At 44.2% G+C, this 22,368-nt stretch carries 17 protein-coding genes; 6 read left to right on the top strand and 11 right to left on the bottom strand.

Features of this window, described 5'->3' with window-relative positions; translation table 11 throughout:
- The first annotated feature begins 423 nt into the window (after positions 1-423).
- From R7127_RS23790 to R7127_RS23780, 3 genes are read left to right on the top strand one after another with little or no spacing between them, the layout of a single operon-like run.
- The gene (locus R7127_RS23790) at positions 424-2,499 is read left to right on the top strand and encodes a class I SAM-dependent DNA methyltransferase (RefSeq protein ID WP_318141765.1); all 2,076 of its coding nucleotides are present in this window, start codon (positions 424-426) and stop codon (positions 2,497-2,499) included.
- Complete coding sequence (locus R7127_RS23785; protein WP_318141764.1) at positions 2,499-3,800, top strand: restriction endonuclease subunit S; 1,302 nt, start codon at positions 2,499-2,501, stop codon at positions 3,798-3,800. The genes R7127_RS23790 and R7127_RS23785 overlap by 1 nt, the downstream gene beginning before the upstream one ends.
- Complete coding sequence (locus R7127_RS23780; RefSeq protein WP_213963377.1) at positions 3,800-7,027, top strand: type I restriction endonuclease subunit R; 3,228 nt, start codon at positions 3,800-3,802, stop codon at positions 7,025-7,027. The genes R7127_RS23785 and R7127_RS23780 overlap by 1 nt, the downstream gene beginning before the upstream one ends.
- 261 nt (positions 7,028-7,288) lie before the next feature.
- Here the strand turns inward: R7127_RS23780 and R7127_RS23775 are convergent, their stop codons facing one another.
- Complete coding sequence (locus R7127_RS23775) at positions 7,289-7,525, bottom strand: hypothetical protein (RefSeq protein WP_005374030.1); 237 nt, start codon at positions 7,523-7,525, stop codon at positions 7,289-7,291.
- A 248-nt stretch (positions 7,526-7,773) separates the two neighbouring features.
- Between R7127_RS23775 and R7127_RS23770 the strand changes: the two genes are divergently transcribed.
- Positions 7,774-8,649, top strand: coding sequence for a LysR family transcriptional regulator (locus R7127_RS23770; RefSeq protein WP_047102796.1), 876 nt, complete (start codon positions 7,774-7,776; stop codon positions 8,647-8,649).
- 68 nt (positions 8,650-8,717) lie between these two features.
- On the opposite strand, the gene R7127_RS23765 is transcribed toward R7127_RS23770, so the two are convergent.
- The 5 genes from R7127_RS23765 to R7127_RS23745 form a co-directional block, all read right to left on the bottom strand.
- Positions 8,718-9,587: a LysR substrate-binding domain-containing protein gene (locus R7127_RS23765; protein WP_053349355.1), complete on the bottom strand. Its 870-nt coding sequence runs from the start codon at positions 9,585-9,587 to the stop codon at positions 8,718-8,720.
- Positions 9,588-9,787: 200 nt separating this feature from the next.
- Positions 9,788-10,768 carry an OmpA family protein gene (locus tag R7127_RS23760; protein ID WP_172563709.1) on the bottom strand — a complete coding sequence of 327 codons (981 nt, stop codon included), beginning with the start codon at positions 10,766-10,768 and terminating at the stop codon, positions 9,788-9,790.
- A gap of 454 nt (positions 10,769-11,222) precedes the next feature.
- Positions 11,223-12,347, bottom strand: coding sequence for a M14-type cytosolic carboxypeptidase (locus tag R7127_RS23755; protein WP_017819760.1), 1,125 nt, complete (start codon positions 12,345-12,347; stop codon positions 11,223-11,225).
- 113 nt (positions 12,348-12,460) lie between these two features.
- Positions 12,461-13,861: an FAD-dependent oxidoreductase gene (locus R7127_RS23750; RefSeq protein WP_042523350.1), complete on the bottom strand. Its 1,401-nt coding sequence runs from the start codon at positions 13,859-13,861 to the stop codon at positions 12,461-12,463.
- Positions 13,862-14,080: 219 nt separating this feature from the next.
- On the bottom strand, positions 14,081-14,440 hold the full coding sequence (locus R7127_RS23745; protein ID WP_005374041.1) for a DUF3316 domain-containing protein: 360 nt from the start codon (positions 14,438-14,440) through the stop codon (positions 14,081-14,083).
- A 411-nt stretch (positions 14,441-14,851) separates the two neighbouring features.
- On the opposite strand from R7127_RS23745, the gene R7127_RS23740 reads away from it, so the two are divergent.
- Together R7127_RS23740 and R7127_RS23735 are read left to right on the top strand one after the other, a co-directional pair.
- Positions 14,852-15,778: a VirK/YbjX family protein gene (locus R7127_RS23740; protein ID WP_005384371.1), complete on the top strand. Its 927-nt coding sequence runs from the start codon at positions 14,852-14,854 to the stop codon at positions 15,776-15,778.
- Positions 15,779-15,790: 12 nt separating this feature from the next.
- Positions 15,791-16,342, top strand: a complete 552-nt coding sequence (locus R7127_RS23735) for an outer membrane beta-barrel protein (protein ID WP_005374044.1) — start codon at positions 15,791-15,793, stop codon at positions 16,340-16,342.
- A gap of 68 nt (positions 16,343-16,410) precedes the next feature.
- Here the strand turns inward: R7127_RS23735 and R7127_RS23730 are convergent, their stop codons facing one another.
- From R7127_RS23730 to R7127_RS23710, 5 genes are all read right to left on the bottom strand, one after another.
- Positions 16,411-17,316, bottom strand: coding sequence for an EamA family transporter (locus R7127_RS23730; protein ID WP_042523352.1), 906 nt, complete (start codon positions 17,314-17,316; stop codon positions 16,411-16,413).
- A 66-nt stretch (positions 17,317-17,382) separates the two neighbouring features.
- Positions 17,383-18,087, bottom strand: a complete 705-nt coding sequence (phnR, locus tag R7127_RS23725) for a phosphonate utilization transcriptional regulator PhnR (RefSeq protein WP_005442366.1) — start codon at positions 18,085-18,087, stop codon at positions 17,383-17,385.
- Between the two features lie 9 nt (positions 18,088-18,096).
- Positions 18,097-19,821, bottom strand: a complete 1,725-nt coding sequence (locus tag R7127_RS23720; protein ID WP_005442364.1) for a putative 2-aminoethylphosphonate ABC transporter permease subunit — start codon at positions 19,819-19,821, stop codon at positions 18,097-18,099.
- 8 nt (positions 19,822-19,829) lie between these two features.
- A complete protein-coding gene (locus tag R7127_RS23715; RefSeq protein WP_172563708.1) occupies positions 19,830-20,936 on the bottom strand; it encodes a putative 2-aminoethylphosphonate ABC transporter ATP-binding protein in 1,107 nt (368 codons plus the stop codon).
- Between the two features lie 269 nt (positions 20,937-21,205).
- Entirely contained in the window at positions 21,206-22,216 is a 1,011-nt protein-coding gene (locus R7127_RS23710) for a putative 2-aminoethylphosphonate ABC transporter substrate-binding protein (protein ID WP_005384363.1), read from the bottom strand.
- Positions 22,217-22,368: the final 152 nt, after the last annotated feature.

Below are 22,368 nucleotides of genomic sequence, written 5' to 3'. Positions count from 1 at the left end.
AAAAGCGCCTGACCAGTCGATCATTTTTCACAGAGTATGTGATCAATCAATTAAAGCTCCGCACCGTCTCCATCGGACCTGACGGTCGGTATCGAACAGCGCAGCAACTACGAAACGACTACATTAGCGCTCAACTCTCTCGCCTAAAATCACACCATCATTAGGTCCGATTTAAGGGGCTCATTTGCAACGATAATATAGGTAGTATTGTGCTCCTATCTCTGAAAATTGCCCTATATGGGGCATTTTTGTGTTTTAGGGAAAGAGGTTGCGGGATTTTTGCGGGGTATAGCTTCAAAACATGCCAATGTTCTCTGGTGATAATGGTCCGATTTTGCTGTGCGGGGATTCAACATTGCTCTGGAATGAAGGCCAATAAGTGGTATGATTTTGGGTAATTTTTATGGAATCAGACGAATAACAATGACTAACAATAATTTTTCTTCAACGGCAGCGTTTCTTTGGTCTGTTGCGGATCTTCTGCGTGGTGACTTCAAACAATCTCAATATGGTCGCATTATCTTGCCTTTCACACTGCTTCGTCGCTTGGAGTGTGTTCTGGAAGCAACAAAAGAGCAAGTACTGGATAAATATGAATCCGTCAAGGCGATGCCGTTTGAAGCACAAGAAAAAGTGTTAACCCACACGGCTCAGTTCAGCTTTTACAATACTTCCAAAATGGATCTAAACAAGCTGGGTGAGACAGGGGTGGCACGCAACCTTGAAAACTACATTCAGTCTTTTAGCCCTAATGCTCGTGAAATCTTCGAACACTTTGATTTTTTCAATACTATCGACAAGTTAGAAGAGGCAGATCTGCTCTATAAAGTAGCAAAACGTTTTGCGTCCACTGACTTACATCCTAATGTCATTAATAACTACGGCATGGGGTTGGTATTTGAAGAATTGATTCGTCGCTTTGCTGAAAGTTCTAATGAGTCGGCGGGTGAGCACTTTACTCCGAGAGATTTGGTTCGCCTTACCACATCCTTGGTTTTTTCTCATGACGATGAATTATTAACACAATCGGGCTTAGTGCGTTCTATTTATGACCCAACGGCCGGAACGGGTGGTTTCTTATCGTCTGGTATGGAATATGTGCTTGAGCTAAACGAGCGCGCGTCGCTTTCTGCCTTTGGGCAAGAACTGAACCCTGAGTCATACGCTATCTGTAAGGCCGACATGCTCATTAAAGGGCAGAAGGTCGATAACATTAAATTGGGTAATACTTTATCTAATGACCAACTGCGCACCGATAAGTTTGACTATATGCTGTCTAACCCCCCATTTGGTGTGGATTGGAAGAAGATTCAGAAATCGATTGTTGATGAACACAACGAGAAAGGTTTTGAAGGTCGCTTTGGTGCGGGATTGCCTCGTGTTTCAGACGGCTCATTACTGTTTCTAATGCACCTCATTAGTAAAATGCGTCCGCTGACAGTGGAAGATAAAGCCAAAGGTACTGCGTCTCGTATTGGTATTATTTTAAATGGTTCCCCGTTGTTTACAGGTGGGGCTGGCAGTGGTGAAAGTGAAATCCGTCGTTATATTCTGGAACATGACCTGCTTGAAGCGATCATCGCTCTGCCAACAGATATGTTCTACAACACTGGTATCGCCACTTATATCTGGATTTTGTCTAATAACAAAGCACCAAACCGTAAAGGCAAAGTCCAGCTAATTAATGCGTCAAAAGAGCGTCCTAAAAATGGTGGACGTGGTCGCAGTGGCGGCGGTGAGTCAACCGATGAAATTGAGCATGTATTCTATGCTGCGATGAGAAAATCTTTAGGCAGTAAGCGTCGAGAACTAACAGAAGATGGTATTGAAACGATAGTAAAAACTTACGGTCAATTTGTTGAAAACGAGTTTAGTAAGATTTTTGATTACCAAGAGTTTGGCTACCGTCGTATTACGGTTGAACGTCCTTTAAAACTGGCTATTTATCCAAAAGATGAAACGCGCCTTGAGGCTCTTAAAGCCGATAAAGCGTGGTCAAAAATAGATGACTCGGTTCAAGAAGCAATCCTTAACGCGCTGGCTCAGTTTGAAGAGGAAAAACTGCTTTCACGAGACAAGTTCCTAAAAACGTTAACCAAAAATCTCGCGGGCACCAAACTCAGTGCGACACAGCAAAAACTGATTGTGAAATACTTAGGTGAGCATGATGATGATGCCGAAACCTGCCTTGTAAAATCTGGTAAAGACAAAGGTAAACCAGAAGCTAACCCAGATTTGCGCGACAATGAAAACGTGCCTTTAACCGAAACTGTTGCTGAATATTTTGCTCGTGAAGTTTTACCCCACGTTCCTGATGCGTGGATTGATGAAAGTAAAACAGATGAGTTAGATGGACAAGTCGGTATTGTCGGTTATGAAATCCCATTTAACCGCCATTTTTACGTGTATGAACCACCAAGAGCATTAGAAGAAATTGACGCTGACCTTGATGCGGTATCGGCTGAGATTATGCAGCTACTTAACGAGGTGCACTCATAATGACTGGTCGTTATAAAGCATATTCAGAGTATAAGGAATCCGGAATTGATTGGATTGGGGTCATCCCAGTTTCTTGGAGTTGTTTACCAATTAAACGGAGCTTTGAGGTTGTTAATGGGTCAACCCCTCGCTCTGGTGAGAAGTTGTATTGGGATGGTGACATAACTTGGGTCACACCTGCGGATTTAAGTAAAGTTAACGAGAGTATATCTACTTCATCAAAGACTATTACAAATGAAGGCCTAAGTTCTTGTGGTACTTCTCTTGTCCCAAAAGGTTCGCTTATTTTATCAACCAGAGCACCAATTGGTACGATTGCTATTGCTTCAAAAGAGCTTTGTACTAATCAAGGTTGTAAATCGTTAATTAAAACAACCAGCGTTGAGAACAAATATGTTTACTACGTGTTGTCCATTAGTGGTAAGCAGCTTAACAATCTTGGCAGGGGTACAACATTTCTTGAACTATCAACGGATGAGTTAGCAAATTACCGCGTCCCAAATCCATCAATTCAAGAACAACAAAAAATCGCCAACTTCCTCGATCACGAAACCGCCAAGATCGACACCTTAATCACGAAACAAGAAAAGCTGATTGAGCTTCTGAAAGAGAAGCGTCAAGCGGTCATTTCTCACGCTGTAACCAAAGGTTTGAATCCAGATGCACCGATGAAGGATTCTGGTGTGGAATGGTTGGGGGAAGTGCCTGAGCATTGGAAAGCATGTCCATTGAAAACCATAAGTAAGTTTAGGCAAGGAAAACTACATGAACCCTATATTCACGAAGATGGTAAGTTTATTTGTGTCAACTCTCGTTTTGTTTCTACTGAGGGGGAAAAGTTTAAATATTGTTCTAAAAACTTAAGCCCAGTTGAGAATGAAGATATTTTAATGGTAATGAGTGACCTACCAAACGGGAGAGCACTCGCTAAGGCTTTGTTCGTGCAAGGGGATAATAACTTTGCTCTCAATCAGCGAGTATGTGCAATAACAGCAACCGAGATAGATGCTCGTTTCTTATACTATCAATTGAATCGTAATGAATATTTTTTATCGTTCGATGATGGATGTAATCAAACTAACCTGTCTAATTATGTATTCAAAAATTTTCCAGCTTTAGTTCCATATAAAGCAGAGCAATGTGAAATTGCAGAATACCTTGATCGTCAAACTGAAAGTTTTGATAGATTAGTTGAAATAGCGAATAGGCAAATCGAATTAATGAAAGAGCGCAAGACCGCCCTTATCTCAGCAGCAGTAACAGGCAAGATTGATGTGCGTGATTGGGAAGGAGAAGCTTGATGGGGCAAGAAAAAACTACAAGAGAGCTTCAATTCCAAAACGATATTCTTGACCAAATGCAGTCAAACGGCTGGCTGTTAGGTCAATCGAATAAATACAATCGTGAATTAGCTCTTTACCCAGAAGACGTTGAGGCATTTGTAAGAACTTCTCAACCGAAACAGTGGGAAAAGCTCGCACAGCATTTTCCAAGCACGGAGCGAAATCCAACCGCAACCAGAGATGCGCTTCTCAAATCCTTAGTCCGTGACTTAAAGAACCACGGAACATTGTGGGTGCTGCGTAATACAGTTAAAGATCGAGGCGCAAAGTTCCAGCTTTGTGCTTTCAAGCCAGATCACACTTTGAACCCAGAAGCGACTGAGCAATACGAGCAAAATATTTTGCGAGTGGTGCCTGAGCTGGTTTACTCACCGAATGGTTATGACGGTCGGTTAGATTTGACTCTGTTCGTCAATGGTATTCCTGTCGCGACTTGTGAACTTAAATCTGAGTTTAAGCAGTCTATTGATAATGCCAAAGTTCAGTACATGAAAGACAGGCAACCTAAAGATCCCGCGACGAAAAAAACAGAGCCGCTACTGACATTCAAGCGTGGTGCGTTAGTGCATTTTGCTGTGAGTCAGTACAACGTTGCGATGACGACACGTTTGGATGGTAAAAAGACGTTCTTCCTGCCTTTCGATCAAGGGACGTCTGACGGTGGTAAAGGTAACGACATCCCAGAAGATGACTCTTACGCAACTTCCTATTTATGGAACGAGATTTTCCAGAAAGATAATTTGCTGTTGATTTTAGGTCGATATATTCACTTAGAACGTAAAGATGTTGAAGAGTTAGACGGTTCAATCAAAGTCAAAGAGACAATGATTTTTCCTCGCTATCATCAATGGGCTGTTGTTTCAAAGTTGCTCAATACTGTTGATATAGAAGGAACGGGACATAAATATCTGGTTCAACATAGTGCGGGTTCAGGGAAGTCGAACTCGATTGCGTGGTTATCTCACCAACTTGCCTCAAAGCACTATCACACCCCTCATCCTGATTTGGGTAAAAAGGCGGGCGATAAGGTTTTTGATTCTGTTATTGTGATCACCGATAGAACCGTATTGGATAGCCAGCTTCAAGATACGATTTATCAGTTTGATCACCATGAAGGGATGATTGCTCGCGTTAACCGTGAAGAGTCACAAGGCTCTAAATCCAGTCAATTAACTGGGGAACTAAAAGCCAGTACATCAATCATTATTGTGACGATTCAAACGTTTCCACACGTTTTAGAGGCTATTCGCCAAGATACAACACTGGCAGGTCGTAGTTTTGCGGTAATTGCAGATGAAGCACACTCAGGCCAAAGTAGTAAAAACGCTCGTAAACTTCGTGAAGTGCTAATGGCACAAGAGCTGGAAGACGATGAAGAGTTAGACAGTGAAGATATGCTTGCTCTGTCGGTTGAAGCTCGTAAAGGCTCAAATAAACTGAGTTATTTTGCGTTTACTGCCACACCAAAAGCGAAAACATTACGTTTGTTCGGCCGCAGACCCGAGCCATTAGAACCAGAAAGTGATACCAATAAACCAGTGCCTTTCCACGTTTATTCAATGCGTCAGGCAATTGAAGAAGGGTTTATTCTTGATGTTCTGAAAAACTACACAAGCTACCGTGTCGCTTATCAATTAGCACATGATAATCCGACGACTGATCACGAAGTAGATAGCAAGAAAGCTGCATCGAAAATGGCTAAATGGGTGAGACTACATCCATACAATATTGCCCAAAAAGTTGAAGTGATCATTGAGCATTTTAATAGCAAAGTGAAGCACTTGTTAGGTGGTGAAGCCAAAGCAATGGTGGTGACATCAAGTCGATTAGAAGCGGTGCGTTATAAACTGGCGTTTGAGAAATACGTGCAAGAAAAAGGTTATGCAAACGTCAATGCAATGGTGGCGTTTTCTGGTGAAGTGAATGACCCTGATTTACCGGATCATCCTTTTACTGAAAACAACATGAACCCTAATTTGCTTGGACGCGATATGCGCAAAGCATTTGATACGAATGACTATCAAGTGATGCTGGTTGCGAATAAATTCCAGACAGGATTTGACCAACCTAAATTGGTCGCGATGTACGTGGATAAGCCGCTTAAAGGTGTGGAGTGTATTCAGACATTATCTCGATTGAATCGTACCTGTAAGGGAAAAAACAAAACCTTTGTGTTGGACTTTGTTAATGAGCCTGAAGATATTCTGGCTGAGTTCAAGGTTTACTTCCAAACGGCTGAATTAGCTGGGGTATCTGATCCTAACATTGTTTATGAGTTGATGGATAAGCTTGGCAAGGTCGGAATATACCAGTGGTTTGAAGTTGAAGCCTTCGTTAAAGCTTACAATAGTAAACATGCAAGCCAATCAAAATTGGCGAACCTATGCAAAGCACCAGTGAAGCGCTTTGAAGAACGCTATAAAGATGCCACGTCAGTATTAGAACTTGCTCAAGCTGATTTATCAAAAGCTAAAATTGAGAAAAATGACAAGGCAATTAAGTTTGCTCAAAACAGCGTTAAACATGCGAAGGAAGCGAGGGACGTTCTCGACGTCTTCAAGAAAGACTTAACTTCATTCGCTCGTTATTACGAGTTCGTGTCTCAGATCGTTGATTTTAGTGACTTAGACTTGGAAAAATTGGCACTGTTTGCGAATCACCTTGCCCCATTGTTGCGTTTAGACATTATTGATGAAGATATTGATTTAACTGATGTAGTGATGACGCATTACCGCTTGCATGAGCAGCGAGAAGCTGACTTAAAGTTGGGTTATAAAGTAGGTGAAGAACAAAAGCATTATCTCCCATCTGATAAAGAAGGGACGGGTGCAACGCCGAAAGATCCAAAAACTGAGCTACTTAATGAAATCATTGAACGAATGAACGACTTGTTTATCGAAGATGGTTTATCGGAAAACGATATGCTCAACTATGCCAATACCATTGCCGGGAAAGTGTCTGAAAATGATGTCGTCATGGATCAGCTTCGCAACAATACTAAGGAGCAGGCGATGCTGGGACAGTTCCCTGAATCGATCACTGAAGCCGTGATTGAGAGTATGGGGGTCCATGAGCAAATGGCGATGAAGGTTTTATCGAATGATGCCGTAGCTAAGAACTTTGCTGGTTTGATGTTTGATATGTTGATGAAAGGTTTAAGTAGGGATACTCATCAAGGTATGTAGTTAAATTGAAGCCACTCGATTGAGTGGCTTTTTTATTGTTTAGTTTCTGAAAATATTGAGTATTTTCAACTTTATTAAAAAATAACATCAAGGTGGTTTATTGACATAGGTTGATTCATATGGCACCGCCATGCGAATAATGGCAAGTGGTCATTGCGCTTAGCTTCTCACCATACGCTTATCTGGTAATTATGATCTGATGATATTACATATAGAAATGCCGCGTTCTTCGCGGCATTTTCTTAACAAGAAACTATTCGATTAATCACGTCGACCACGAAGTTCAATTTTTTGAGTTGCAGCATCCGAATGGATTGTTACACCGCCATAGGCCATTTCATTGCGACCCTTCAGCGTCAATTGAGAATCTGCACGCTCTACGTCAACCTGATTTTTCGTTGCCATCGTCATATCAATCGTGCCCGTGTATGACCCATCGCCAGCAAATGCTACGTTTGTTGAGCAAACCATCAAAACAAGTGCGATTAGTTTTTTCATACATCACCTCTATTATCGTTCTTACTTTCTTTCGGTGGAAAAACTGTAACAACAGAAACGCGCTCATACGAGGAAAGCCATTATTTACCAAATGGAAATCCATGCTAATAAACTGATGTAACCAAGAATAACTTATCGTTACCTTCAATAAATCAGGGATAAGGCAGCAACTTAAATTGACCGAGCGTTGTCTTTTCTTAAGAAATTCAGCGATATGATTTGTCGACAAAAGCCAAGCGAGACAATGTATGAGCGTTAATCTGGATATTCAAAATATTTTGGTATTAAAACGGATGTATGAGTTACGTAACGTCCGGTTAGTCGCAGAATCACTCGGTAAAACGTCAGGAGCAATCAGCAAAAATCTGACAAAGATGAAAACTCAGCTCAATGATCCGCTATTCGTTCAGACCAAAAATGGCTTTGAACCAACAGCTTTTGTGGAAGCGAACATTGCGCATTTTGAGCAAATAATCAACAGTATTGATTCCATCAAACCACAGCATTTTTCACCAGCTCATTTTGACGGCTCAATCACTATTTATGCCAACACATTGTTTTGGGAGTACTTCGGTGACAAGTTTTACTTGGAGTTACTAAAGCACGCTCCAGAAGCAAAATTCTCATGTTTGCGCTGGGGTAGCGAAGCAAAAAAACGATTAATTGACGGTGAAAACGCCATTGCGATTCATTACTTTGATGAAGATCTGCCACAGTCAATTGTTCAGACCGAACTGGGGCGAGGAAAAGCGGTATTTTTTGTTCGACAAGATCATCCCGCTCAAAACTCCCAAGAGCTAGAAGAATACCCTTTTATACTTTTTAAAACGCCGGGATGGAACGACTACCGATACCCTGTGTTGGAAAGGCTCAAACATATGGGTTTTAGAACCACACCTAAAGTGGAAATTGAGCACCCAGCGATGATTCAAAAAGTGCTTCTGCAAACGAATCATTTTGGCATAACGATGAGTGGACATGTTCCTAAGGGTTGCCGAAGTATCGCGCTTCCTGCTGGGCTAGAGCTTGATGTTCGCTACGTGATGAGCTGTCGTCGCTCTCAACAGCAAGCTCCGGTAAATCAGTGGTTATTAGATGTAATTAAGCATGTCGCTCAGTCCTAGACTGATGACTTGCTACTGCTAATAATAGCCAAACCACACATGCGCTCTACTCACTCGCTGAACGAACATTAAAGACTCTGTATTAACCATTGAGCAAAGGTGTTTACGTGTGATTTTTCGGATGCTCGAACCATCATATAATGTGCACCAGAACTTGGCATATTCCAATTTCCAGCCTGGACTAATACGCCCTGTTGCAGCTCATCCTCAACAAGAAAGTCTCTTACCAGCAACACGCCAAGTTGATTCATCGCAGCATGAATAGCAAGCAATGAGTGTTCAAACTCGGCGACGACTTTGCTCACCTTCCCTTGATAACCTTGGTGCGTAAGCCACTCTTGCCAAGATTCATGATAACCGCCAGTACAAATTTTAGGCGCTTTAGCTAACTGCAAGAGGTCATTTATCGGGTTTAAATGCATAAAGCCGGGGCTTGCGACAACGATCCAGTTTTCTTGGGTTAATCGTATGGCTTCTTGCTCTTGCCAATCTCCATCTCCGTTAATAATTTCGATATCCGCAATCGCACTGGCGCTTGGAACTGTATTAGCAGTAGTCGAGATTTTAAAGGAGATGTCTGGGAATTGTCGCTGAAAATCAGCCAATCTTGGCATTAACCACTGAGAGCAAAAGCTGTGAGCGACATGTAAGTTAACTTGCGTATTCTTGGGACGAGTAAATAAATGCTGCGTCGTGGTCGATAATGTTTGAAGCACATGATTAACCACAGGCCAGTATTCTTGTGCGGAGCAGGTCAGCGTAAGGTGCGTGCCCTTGCGCTCGAATAACGTCGCATTGAGCTGTGACTCTAGCGATTTCACCTGTTGGCTTACGGCCGCACGAGTCACATTTAGCTCCTCTGCGGCTTTTGTAAAACTCTGTAGTCGCGCCGTGGCTTCAAAAGCTCGGAGCAAATTGAGCGGCGGTAAACTTTGCATATCATTCTCCCAGACATTTAGCTGTCATGCTATGAACTGGTGATGACAAATTGATGAAGGTGCTGAGTTTACGTATGTTGAGCATATGTCAAAGCGTCCCGATATAACTATGTTTCTACACAACTACTTAGTTTGTTAAGCGGGATCAAAAAAGCCAGCGTGATACACGCTGGCTTTTGGAACTTTATCTTAAGCAGGAATTATTCTGCTTTTTCAGTTGTTTGGTATTCAAACGCAGGAACAACCACTTCAACACGACGGTTCATTTGACGACCTTGACGTGTCTCGTTGCTTGCCACTGGGTTAGCTTCACCCATGCCTTTCACTGTCATACGCTCAGCCGCAATACCTTTTGCTTGGAACTCGTCAGCAACGGCTTTCGCACGTTTTTCTGTGAGTTGCTTGTTGTAAGCAGCAGAACCTGTCGTATCGCTGTAACCCGTGATCTCAACTTGAGCTTGTGGGTAAGTATTCATCAAATCAACGGTACCAGAAAGGTTCGACGCGTCTTTCACTTCTGCACTTTCTAAGTCGAATTGTACTGTCGCTGTTGTTTGAGCAGGGTAAACGTGATCTACAATGCGTGTTGCAGGACGTGCTTCTACCGCCTCTTCAACGGCTTTTTCTTGAACGACTGGCTCAGAACCAAACTTGTAGTTGAAACCGATACCGAAGAAATCTGAATCCATGTCTTCAATTACATCATCAGACATATCTTGGTAGCGTTGGTATTCAGCACGTAGGCTCCAGTTGTAGTTGATTTGGTATTCAGCACCCAGAGAGCCAGTTGGTACGAAATCTTTCTCGTCACCAGCCATCATGTATGCAGCACCAACTTTCGCGAATAGATTCCAAGAATCCGTTAGCGGTAGGTTAAATTTAGGAGCAAGCGTCAACGCCCAAAGATCACCATCAACGGTGTTTAGGCCAGGCTTTTTGAAGTTTGCAGTGAAGTCACCAAGGTAATCAACACCATACTCTGCTGCAACGTACTTGTTGAAGCTGTAGCCTAAGTGCATAGATGCTGCAAAACTGTCGTCGTCACAAGGTTCGTTTAGGTAACACGCATCGTTTAGAGAGTTGTAACCTATTTTACCGCCCATGTAAGTGTCAGCAAGTGCAACGTTTGAGATCACACCACCAGCAAGTACAGTAGCCACTGCTATAGCGATTTTTTTCATTATTCTTTTCCTTTTTCTTGTACACAAAGCAACACATCGCGGCAGCATACTGCCGTAAAATATGAAGCCGTAACTTTCTCTTTTCTTCGAATAGAAATAGCTAAATAGCGTAGGAAAGAATCAAAAATGATATTCAAACGCCAATGACGTAAAACGGAAAAAGGTAACCTCAAGACCATCTATTCATGAGCTTCATCCGCATACCCAACCGAAAAACAAAGTTCGTTGCGTTGGTTTAGCCATAGTCAATTCGTTGCGGAGAATATCACAAAGAAGCCAACTTTCTGTGACGCAAATCACCATAAAAAGCCACTTTCTCAAATTTAAGAATCATCATTTAAGCTTGTGAATGGCAACAAATTTTTACAGGGGAGCGTGGATCTGGAGAGCACAAAAAAACAGCTCATTTAAATGAGCTGTTTTCGAAATAATGAAAAAGCGTTAACTCGTCGCGCTAAATTTTATCCGCTACGGTTAACGTTGCAGCTAATACATCTTGCCCAAACAAGACACTACGCTCAGGAGACCAACCGTAAAGTGGATCTGGGTGATTGTTGTTATCTTTAAATGGCATTTCGATTGTGTAAGACAAGCATTTGAACTGCTCTGCAACCCAATTTGAACCCACCGTCAAATTCGCTTTACCAGGCTCATCTTTATCGTAACCAATCTCATCTTGGAACTCTGGCGTAATAGTCAGTAACGCTTGCTTAAATGATGTCTCTAAAGCGGCAAGATTTTCATCGTAAGAAGGAATACCTTCTGAGCCAGCGACGAAGTTATACGGAATCGCTTCATCGCCATGAATATCTAAAAACATGTCAACACCCGTTTCCAGCATGCGCTGACGCACAAGGTAGACTTCTGGGCTCTTTTCCATTGATGGCGTTTGCCATTCACGATTTAGGTTTACACCTACTGCGTTGGTACGCAAGTGACCGCGAATACCACCGTCTGGGTTCATATTTGGTACGACGTAAAGCACCGCTTTTTCAAGCAATGCACGCGCAACCGTGTCGTTTTCATCTAACAGACGTTGGATCATACCTTCCATGAACCATTCCGCCATGGTCTCACCTGGGTGCTGACGTGCAATCATCCAGATTTTCTTTTTGCCTTCTTCTGGCTCACCGAAAGTAAGCAAGCTCATGTCATTGCCATCTAGCGTATGACCAAGCGTCTCTAGTTGGCAGTGGTGCGCGCTTTGTGCCATGTGTAACAAGTCTAAATGACGATCGTACGTGTATGGCGCAAAGTACGCGAAGTAAATTGAGCTGCGCTCAGGGATTACAGTGAAAGTCAGCGTGTCGCCATCGAACTCTGCCGGTACTCGGAACCATTCTTCACGATCGTAAGACGCAACCACATCGTAACCTTGCCATCCTTCTGGATAAGCCGATTTAGCCAAATCAAGCAATTTGATGGTGTGTGATTGCTCGGCTTCTGTCTCAAGACGGAAGTGGAACCACTGGTAGAATTCCGACATATTGTCGTTAGGAATTTTGAGTTGGATGTCGTTTTTGTCGTCCGCTTTCACTACGTGAATGCTGCCGCTATCGAAGTTGCTGAATACTTTCATTTTATGACTCACCTTTTAAATCTGAGCTTGAAAGACAGAGGCTAACACAAGGCTTCATCGCGCCCCAATGACTTTCACTGCAAACTGTCTCGTTTGTGGCTAAAGTCTTCAGTTTAGTCAAGCTTATCCGCTTTGCCTGCTGGTCCCGCGAGTTTTGCTAGCCACTTATCCCAGATAAACGGCGTTTTCTCGTTATCTTCTGCTTCCTCTTTTCGACGTACCGCGTTGCGCACTATCATAGCCCCGGTCCAGCGAAGCGGTTCTGGTGGGAAATACCCCAACGGTCCTTTGGCTAAACCACTGTTCGTCCACTCGTTATCGATTCCCAATATCAATGAAGATAAGATCTTTCCGCCCATTCGAGTCTGCGCTACACCATTGCCTGAATAACCAAATCCGTAAAAGATATTGCTCTGTTTATCTAGCTCGCCGAAAAAAGGGAAACCAGTAGCAGAACGATCAGAGCCCCCCGTCCATGAATAAGCAAACTCCTCTCCTCTCAAATGAGGAAACAACTTATCGAACGACTTGCGCAGTAGACCTTGGTAGCGTGTTGGCTTGTTAAACATTGCGTCGACTTGGTTATTGAAAGAAAACTGATTGCCGCCTTTCCCCAACATCAAACGGCCATCTGGCGTATCTCGGTAATAGTGGACGAAGATACGTGAATCCAACACGCTAGAACCTGCCTGCCAACCAGATAGAGGTAGTGCGTCACCAAGCGGCTTGGTGATCACCATGTCGGAAGAGACCACCACGATACTGTTTTTGAACTGTTTAAACTGCTCCACCATCCATGCATTTAATGCCAATACCACCTGCTGCGCTTGAACATTTCCTTTAGGTGTACAGACAGTGGCAGGTTTTCCATAATCTAGACGCGTCATCGGCGTGTTCTCATAAACTTCTACACCCAGATCAATAGCAACACGGCGTAACCCCCTCACTAATAATGCAGGTTGAACGCTGGCTGCAACTGGAGAGTGAAAGCCTTCTATATGTCGAGGTGAACCCGCATTGGCACGCAGTTCCTCCACCGAGCAACGACGCCAACTGTTCACTTCTAATCGCTTTAACTCGTCCACAACTGGCTGCATTCCCCCAGTTTGAGCCTGATTGGTTGCAGTGTAATAAACCCCTTTCAACGATAAGTGCGCATCAATGTTGTGCTGCTGACAAAAGTCGTCAATCTCTAGCACTGCTTGTTCCGACTCTTTTACTAACCAAGCAGCATGTTCTTCACCGAATAACCGTTTCAATGTCGGAAACTTGGTAGACCAAGTCAGCATACAACCGCCGTTTGCACCCGATGCACCACTGCCACAAAGGCCTTTTTCAATCACGACTACCTTTTTTTCCGGAGATTGCTGCTTAATCATAATCGCGGTCCAAAGTCCGGTGTATCCGCCACCAACAATCGCAACGTCAGTATTAATGTTCTGCTGTAACGGTTGTGGCGTTTCTGGTTGCTCAGCTTCAATTGCCTGCTTGAACCAATATGAATGATGTGTCATCGGGTATCCTCGTTAGTGCGTTACATCCATTTCCGCAAACACTTTACAAACGATGATGACAATCAACGAGCAAGAAAATCTAACGCTGAGCGATAGAAAATGTTGCACTGAGAGTGTGAAAATTTTCGCTTTCGACAAAAACAAAATGGGGAGCTCGTGGCTCCCCAAAACAAACAGCAAAAAATATTAGTGGTAAACAATTCAAGTCCGTCTTACTGGTTAGTATTTACCGGTATCACGCATGCGGTACTCGTATTGAACATTGAGAATAGGCTGGTAAACAACTTGCCCGTCACTTTGCAAGAACTCATTTACCATGACTTTTGAGTCAGTGATAGAAAACGATTGGCGATCAACATACGTTGTAAGGCTCGTAAACTCATCACGGAGTTGTCCAGATGATTTATTTTGGTAACTTTGGATCATGTCTCGGCCCATTTCATAAGCCGCTTGTTTGCTATCCATTACGTCGCCATGGATAGTCTCGGTATCGTTTGTCCACTGATAACCACTAGCAAGAGCCATAGAAGGTGCAGCAATCAGAGCAATCGTACTTGCTAAAGTTGTTAAGCGTTTCATAAACCTCTCCTTACTTACCTTTACATCGGGCCAAAATTGGCTCGATACTTATAAGGTACGTATAAAGACCTAAAACACGTCAAAACAATTTCAAATAATGTTCAATTTTCGTTCAACTCATTTCACATTAACTTAGCAACTCAACGTAATATTCAGCCGACATTCGCATTTTCTTTCTTTTGAATAATGGGTTTCAACCTGACACTTCCTTACCAAACCATACAATACCTAAGGTCAATTTTCTCTTAGAATTCCAGCAAAAGAACAGTGTTCAAAACCTTACACAAACGTCGGACACAGCAAAACCACCTCTTTTCAGTCGTGCTTTGCATTCCTCCTTTTCGGGTTCTTCGCTGCTCGTCCGTCGGTTCTTAATTGTCGCTATTGAGCACAAGTTAATCTGGAGTGAAAATGACCGCGAACAAATCCATTTTTTACCATAGCAAATCGATTTACTCAGATGATTATGCTGATGTCTACAAGCCAATTTGGACCTACAGAGCTAAGTTCATCTTACGTGCGCTTTATTACAAACGTGCATTTAAGCACCTTTCAGACAATATTGAATCGTCATTGTTAGAGTTGCTTTGTACACGTACACACCGATTCCTAGAAAAACCGTTTCGCCCGTACATCATCAAGAATAACTCCGCCTTTGATCGCTCCAACTTGGTGGTTGATCACTATAAAACGATTTCAGAACTGTTTTCTAAACAAACAATCGAAGAAATCTACACAGACTCGAAAGGCCTAACATTAGCCTCTTTTGAAATTGACGAAATACTGTACTCGGTGAGATTAGTATACGAAGCACGTTATCAAAAAGAAGGCGACATGAGCCTAGTGCTGCACAGCGCTGAAGATGGCAACTTCTACACGCTCTCTTTTACGCTAGGTCACATCGAATCTGGACGCAGTATTATGATTGGCGGCTTACAAGGACCGCGAAGCAGTGAAGAAAACAACGCGAAAATTAAAAAGCTAACCCGTAAGCTTTACGGACAGAGACCAAAAAGCTTGATGGTGAGCTTGCTCACTTTGCTCGCACAAATTTGGGAAGTAAATACGATTCTAGCAGTGAAAACGCAGTCCCATACATACGCAGCTAAGCGCTACAGCAAAGGGCGAATCAAAACGGATTACGATGCACTCTGGCAAGAATTGGGCGGCACCGAATACAATCGTCATTTTTACTCAATTGATGTAAATGCACCCCGTCGAGATATCGAAGGCATGTCGCGCTCTAAGCGTTCGATGTATCGTCGCCGTTATGAATGGCTAGACAACACCAAGATCACTTTCGAACAAATATTAAAAGGCGAGCAAGCTAAAAGCTAAGGAGAAACGTTCATGCGTTATTCATTCATTACTGCTTTAGTGCTGTCGGCTTTTTCTTTGTCAGCCAATGCAGAAACCAGTGAGCACATCATAGGTACAAACATTGGTTATGGCGATGTGAACTACGATGCTCCGACAAGCAAAGAATCAGGCGACATGTTCTTAGGTGAAATATATTACCGCTACATGCCAACACATAACTTTGGTATCGAAGCAGGTTATAAAGGCGCGTTTGACGGTATCGGCTCGATACTCGTGAGTCCGATTTCAGAAGTCACCGATACGAGCTTCTCCGGACCTCGCTTGAGTGGCTATGCTAGCTATCCTCTGGGTTCAGGTTTCGAACTGTACGGCAAGGCAGGTGTCACTCTCTACACTCTCGAATACACTTATAAAGTGAACGGTCAGAGCAAGAACATCGAACACTCAAGTGTCGGAGGGGAAGCCGCTGGCGGTATCGGCTGGAGCTATAAACACTTTGGTTTGAATGCAGAATATGTGTACTCAAAAAACAGCGATTTTGACTCTAGCGGCGTGATGTTTGGTGCGCAACTGCGTTTTTAAACAAGGCTTACAAGTTAATACAAAAGGCAGCGAGAGGCTCATTCGCTGCCTTTTTTCGTGAATATAGGTCAATACGCAAGCGCGAGAATAATCCCCGCCACGATAGAAGTAACGCCAAGCCCTCGGGTGAGATACCATTTCTCAGACAGAAACCAAATCCCCATAAACAATCCAAACACAATGCTGATTTGCCTTAGTGCTACGACCAAACTCACGTTGTCTGTCATGGTCATAGCAAACAGCACCAAGCCGTAGGTGGATGCCATCATTACCCCTGCCATGCTGGCTGTTTTGCGGATCTGCCACGCAGTCTTAATCTCATCTGGCTTGCCCGTAACTAAGCACCATACAAGGGCTGGAATACCAATTGCCCAAAACTGCACGCCCAAGTAGAAGATTGCACTGTACTGATCATTCAAGATCTCTGATGCTTGTCCTGTGAGTAAACTCAGCGCTTCTTTATCGACCACCGAGTAACCCGTTGTGCCTATTGCAGCAATTAATGCCCAGAACACACCGACGTTCAAATAGGAGCCCAATATCATTTGACGAAAATTCGTCAGTGGCACCAGCATGCAACCAAGGGTAATCAGCAAGAACCCAAGCCACTGCTGACTAGATAATTCATGTCCCAATGCAACACTGATTGCGCCGACCATCATCACTGGCAGTGCCCGAGCAATGGGATAAACCACCCCCACGTCTGCATGCTTATAAGCGACAATCAAACCGACTAGATAGACCATTTGTGAAATGCCGCTAATGAACAGCAATCCCCAAAACTCGCTCGGTAATGATGTCCAGCCAATGGTCGCCAAATACCAAATCAAATAAGGGGTAAGAATGAAACATGCAGAGAAGCTGGCGGCCATGGTAAACGCGAGTCCAGAACCTGAGTTGCTTTTACCAAGGATATTCCACCCCGCATGGAGAACAGCAGAAAAAACGACGAGACCAATCGCCAACAAATCCATTTCAATGTTCCTGTCTGAATAAAATAAAGGCCCCGAGATGGAGCCTTAGATAATGAGAAAATCCACTTAACGATTGAGCTCCGCCAGAGATTCAATGCTGATGGCATCGTGTCGCCAATACTCGATATCGCAATCAATCAACTCACCGTGCTGGTTGTAGTTGATGCGCTCCACTACCATCGCGGGCGTACCGGCTGTCGCACGCAGTGCCTGAGCCATTTCACCCAATAAAGTGCTGGTTGAAATGCGGTAGCGAATCTTTTGATACGTCACGCCATAATGATCGCGGTAAATGTCCGTCAGTGAATTTGATAAATCGTAATCCAACAGGTTCGGAAACAGCTCTGGGCGAATGTAGTTTGTTACGAATACCACAGGTCTGTCTTCAAGGTATCGCACACGGTCGACTCGATACACGTCCGAGAAAGGTTGCAAGTCCAGTAAGCGCGCGGCTTGTTTGTTTGCCAACGTCCCTTTTGCTGCAACCAACTCCGTTTTTGGCACACGATTTTGCGCTTTCGCCATGTTCGGGAAGTTTAGCGTTTGGGTAGGGTCGTAACGCAATGGCTCAGGTGAGATAAACCAACCTCGGCGATCTTCGCGATAGATTCGACCTTCCGCTTCTAGCAGTGATAAAGCTTCACGCAGAGTGACACGTGTAGTATCGAACGACTCCGCCAACTTACGCTCTGCTGGCAATTTTTGACGCGGCGATAGCATGCCCGCTTCAATCTGTTCAACAATCGAATCTTTAATTTTTACGTATTGCACGAAGTGTCCTTATCTTTTGCGCCAAGCTTGTGTGCGATTCTCTAACAATTTACCCAAAGTCATCTGAACAATCTTCGCAATTGCGGCAGCCATCATGATCATCACCGCCATCGCTGCTGCAGCGCCAGTTTGACCTGCATCGTCCATATTCAGAATCGAGACCGAAGCCGGAATCGTATCGGTTGAGTAAAGGAATACTACCGCAGAAGTGGTGGTCAATGCATTAACAAACAAGTAAGTCGCAATGTCCAAAATCGCAGGTAAGCACACAGGTAATGTCACTTTAAAGAACAACTTGTATTGAGGAAGCTTCACCGATGCCGCCGTGGCTTCAATCTCCGATGGCAACTGCTTTAGCGCTGTCAGGGCGGTCATGTGACCCACCGTGTAATAATGCACTACCGTGTTAATCACCAAGAATGCCATGGTGCCATAAAGCACGTTCAGAGGATTGTTCGCATCATTGAAGTAAAAGATGTAACCCAAGCCAAGCACCATACCAGGAACCGCCATTGGCACCACGCTAAGCATTTGCATCACCTGACGAATTGGACCAAACGCACGCCCTTTCTCAATGCAGTAAGCACCGACAAAGATAATGGCTGTACCGATCACTGCCGTCCAGCCTGCCAGCGTTAGCGAGTTGAAGAATGGGCTCCAACCGTAAGTGCTCATTTCGGCAAAGTTGTAGTTGTTTAGCGTCAGCGCTTTGTTCCAAGGCCAGAACGTAACTAACGAGCCATACACCGCCATACCAAGCACCGCCAGCACTGCGATAGAAATGATGCTGCAGTAAACCAAACAAATGCTGTCGCGCGCTTTGTTAGGCTCTGGCTGATAAGGCACCGAGCGAGTGTCGAATAAGCTCTTTTGTTTTTTCTGTACCCAACGGTCTGCGCCGAACGCCATTACCGCAGGGAATAACAACATAATGCTGGTCACCGCCCCCATGGCAAAGTTTTGTTGCCCCACGACTTGCTTGAAGATGTCAGTCGCCAAAACGTTGTAGCTGCCCCCAATCACTTTCGGCACACCAAAGTCCGTGATAACCAGTGTAAAGACGACGATAAGCGTACTGATCAAACCGTATTTCGCCGCAGGTAACGTCACCATAAAGAAGGTTTTGATGGGTGAAGTTTTCAGTGCGCGGGCTGCTTCATACAAGCGAGCATCAGAAGTGCGCAGCGAAGTGGTTAAGATCATCAATGCATGAGGGAAGGTCCAGAAAATCAAACCCATCGAGATACCAATCACGCCGTAAATCGAGTTTCCTAACAACATCTCTTTGGCAATGCCTTGATTACCGAAAAGGAAGATCAAACTGATCGCCGGCAACAACGAAGGCGCAAGAATTGGCGCAGTACCTAGGATTTGAAACAAACCTTTAAACGGCATACATGAACGAGTCAGCGCGTAGGCATAACCAAACGCAAGCACACCCACTACCGAGGTCACAATCACGCCCAAAGTGAAGGTGTTGCCCACCGACACCCACAAGCTTGAAGAAGAAAAGTACGTCGCAAAGTTTGCCAATCCGACAAATTCGCCATTGGCATTTTGCACACTCTTGGTCAACATTGCCCAAAGCGGCATTAAGATGAACAGCACCATCATGGTCGACAAACCAGCGAGCAAACCGAACAACACAAGGTTGTCGCGGCTAACACGTCCGAGTAAGGATTTTGCTTTGTCTTGTGTAGTCAGGCTATTCATCGTCATTGTCTTCGCATCCATGTTTACACCTACGCCGCTAGTGCTTTATCAACCGAGGGCACGGCGTAACCATGCAGCCCTTCTTCAGCAAACTGGATGTAACGTACATCGCCCGTCTTGATATTGAGTTTTTGAACCGTTTCCAAAGGCACATCCACTACGATGGTTTTCGTTGAGCTGTCGTTTTGCAATACGCAATCAATGCGGAAAAACGCCCCCAAAAACTCGGTAGCGGTAACTCGCACAGGTAAAGAGTTATCGTAGTTTTCAACGAACTTGATGCTTTCAGGACGCACCGCAAGGTCAAAGCGGTCACCACGTTGGATCTTACGATTGGTCAAGCTTGGCGCTGGCATCAAGGTTTCTGCAATGCGTACCTGCGAGTCCGTTGCGACTGAGGTTTCAATAAAGTTCATGCTGCCGACAAACTCAGCGACAAAGCGCGTTGCTGGTTGTTGGTAGATCTCTTGAGGTGTACCGACTTGCTCAATCACGCCATGGTTCATCACCACAATGCGATCCGCCATCGACAATGCTTCGTCCTGATCGTGCGTAACCATGATGGTGGTGATGCCCAGCTTACGTTGCAGCTTACAAATCTCGTCACGTAAGTGAACACGTACTTTTGCATCTAGCGCTGACAGCGGCTCATCAAGTAACAGTAAACCCGGTGACAACGCCAATGCACGAGCCAAAGCAACACGCTGCTGCTGACCACCAGAAAGTTGGTTAGGAAATTTCTCGCCAGAGGTTGGAAGACCAATGGTTTCTAGCCAGTAGTCCACCTTCTCTAACGCTTCTTTGGTCGACATGCCTTGGTTCTTCAAACCCACCGCAATGTTCTCTTGCACAGTTAGGTTCGGAAACAGCGCGTAAGATTGGAATACGATGCCGAAATCGCGCTTCTCTGGTGGTAGGAATGTGGTCTCTTGACCGTTTTGAAAAATCGCACCAGACGTTGGCAAGTCTAAACCTGCAATGGCACGTAATAGAGTGGTTTTACCGCAGCCAGAAGGACCAAGAAAACAAACAAACTCGCCCTTTTCAATCGCTAGCGAGATTTTCTTTAATGCAGTGAACTGTCCGAATTGCTTCACTACATTTTCAATATTTAGGTAATGTTGGTTAGTTGACATAGCACACGCTCCAAATGGTATATACCAACTTTAATTTTGGAGTGTTACGTTCCAATGACAAATTTATAGCCAGAAGATGACAAATAGATGAAGGGAGATAAGGTTTGTTTAAGTGGTAATTAGAGATTCCCGACTTTCTTAAGTTCGTCATTCCAGCGAACCTAGGTGAGACTAGGAATCTACTTTCAGCAAACTTTGAAATAACAGAGAAAACAAAAAATCCACCTCAACCGAGGTGGATTTCAACATTCAACTCAAAGCAAATTCAATTAAGACTTTGGCTCTGATTTCGCGTCGAACTTCTCAGACCATGCCGCTAGAATCTCTGCACGCTTACTGCCCATTTGCGCGAAGTCCATCTTCGCCATGTTCTCTTGAACGTTCGGGAAGTTAGACACGGTCGCTTTCACTTCTTTATGTGCAACCACTGGGTACATTTCTACGTAAAGCTCGTTTGCTGCTTTAGAGATTGACCAGTCGACAACACGTTTCGCTGCATCAGACTCTTTTACTAGACCAACGGCTTCTGATTCCCAGCCGATGCCTTTTGGTGTGATAACCGCTAGTGGTGCGCCTTGTGTTTTCAGCTTCGCGCCGCGGCTTGCCATCGAAATACCGATAGCCACTTCACCCATGCCCGCTTGAACACATGGCTTAGAGCCCGAGTGCGTGTAGTGTGCAATGTTCTTGTCTAAGTCACGCATGTAATTCCATGCCTGATCTTCACCCATGTTTTGTAGCCAAGCAGAAACCTGCATGTAGCCAGTGCCTGAAGACGCTGGGTTCGGCATTGCAATGTGACCTTTGTAAACCGGCTTTGTTAGGTCTTCCCAAGAAGTTGGTTTCGGTAGGTTAAGTTGTTTCGCTACCGCTTCGTTGAAACAAACTGCGTTAAAGAACGCATCGTTACCAAACCAAGCTTGGTTTGATTGAGGGTCGTTTAGGTTCGCGTGCAGCTCTTCCAAACCTTTTGGTGTGTAAGGCTTAAGAAGACCTTCATCTTTAAGCAGTGCCATTGACGATCCAGCAAGACCCCAAACCACTTCCGCTTGAGGGTTGTTCTTTTCGGCCAGCAATTTCGCCGTCATGATACCGGTGGAATCGCGAACCCACTTAATCTTGATATCTGGGTTATCTTTCTCAAACGCAGACTTGTATTTAGCAAGAATGTCAGTTTCGAAAGCGGTGTAAACCGTGACTTCCTGTGCTGCCATTGCATTCGTAGCTAGCAGAGAGACAAGTGCAGCCAGCGATCCTTTCATCAAACGGTTTTTCATCATTTTCTCCAGTTAATTTGGCCAAGTTTTAATTTGGTCTGTACCAGTTGACGATATACACCCTACTGAGCCTTTGTGACGAAATCATGACCATTAAATGGCAGTTTTACGAAAATTTGCGATGAATAATCGTTCAATTGATCCGCAATTTTCTG

The organism is Vibrio sp. 1159 (genome assembly GCF_033340395.1).
Classification (GTDB): domain Bacteria; phylum Pseudomonadota; class Gammaproteobacteria; order Enterobacterales; family Vibrionaceae; genus Vibrio; species Vibrio alginolyticus.
The sequence above is the reverse complement of the archived record's forward strand: the minus strand, read 5'-3'. Positions and strand labels throughout refer to the sequence as shown.

What these genes read in the sequence shown, in the direction of transcription:
- R7127_RS23710 (WP_005384363.1), bottom strand. Translation starts at nt 22,216, where the DNA reads ATGATGAAAAACCGTTTGATGAAAGGATCGCTGGCTGCACTTGTCTCT.
- R7127_RS23730 (WP_042523352.1), bottom strand. Translation starts at nt 17,316, where the DNA reads ATGGATTTGTTGGCGATTGGTCTCGTCGTTTTTTCTGCTGTTCTCCAT.
- R7127_RS23740 (WP_005384371.1), top strand. Translation starts at nt 14,852, where the DNA reads ATGACCGCGAACAAATCCATTTTTTACCATAGCAAATCGATTTACTCA.
- R7127_RS23775 (WP_005374030.1), bottom strand. Translation starts at nt 7,525, where the DNA reads ATGAAAAAACTAATCGCACTTGTTTTGATGGTTTGCTCAACAAACGTA.
- R7127_RS23765 (WP_053349355.1), bottom strand. Translation starts at nt 9,587, where the DNA reads ATGCAAAGTTTACCGCCGCTCAATTTGCTCCGAGCTTTTGAAGCCACG.
- R7127_RS23745 (WP_005374041.1), bottom strand. Translation starts at nt 14,440, where the DNA reads ATGAAACGCTTAACAACTTTAGCAAGTACGATTGCTCTGATTGCTGCA.
- R7127_RS23780 (WP_213963377.1), top strand. Translation starts at nt 3,800, where the DNA reads ATGGGGCAAGAAAAAACTACAAGAGAGCTTCAATTCCAAAACGATATT.
- R7127_RS23760 (WP_172563709.1), bottom strand. Translation starts at nt 10,768, where the DNA reads ATGAAAAAAATCGCTATAGCAGTGGCTACTGTACTTGCTGGTGGTGTG.
- R7127_RS23770 (WP_047102796.1), top strand. Translation starts at nt 7,774, where the DNA reads ATGAGCGTTAATCTGGATATTCAAAATATTTTGGTATTAAAACGGATG.
- R7127_RS23715 (WP_172563708.1), bottom strand. Translation starts at nt 20,936, where the DNA reads ATGTCAACTAACCAACATTACCTAAATATTGAAAATGTAGTGAAGCAA.
- R7127_RS23790 (WP_318141765.1), top strand. Translation starts at nt 424, where the DNA reads ATGACTAACAATAATTTTTCTTCAACGGCAGCGTTTCTTTGGTCTGTT.
- R7127_RS23785 (WP_318141764.1), top strand. Translation starts at nt 2,499, where the DNA reads ATGACTGGTCGTTATAAAGCATATTCAGAGTATAAGGAATCCGGAATT.
- R7127_RS23750 (WP_042523350.1), bottom strand. Translation starts at nt 13,861, where the DNA reads ATGACACATCATTCATATTGGTTCAAGCAGGCAATTGAAGCTGAGCAA.
- R7127_RS23735 (WP_005374044.1), top strand. Translation starts at nt 15,791, where the DNA reads ATGCGTTATTCATTCATTACTGCTTTAGTGCTGTCGGCTTTTTCTTTG.
- R7127_RS23720 (WP_005442364.1), bottom strand. Translation starts at nt 19,821, where the DNA reads ATGGATGCGAAGACAATGACGATGAATAGCCTGACTACACAAGACAAA.
- R7127_RS23755 (WP_017819760.1), bottom strand. Translation starts at nt 12,347, where the DNA reads ATGAAAGTATTCAGCAACTTCGATAGCGGCAGCATTCACGTAGTGAAA.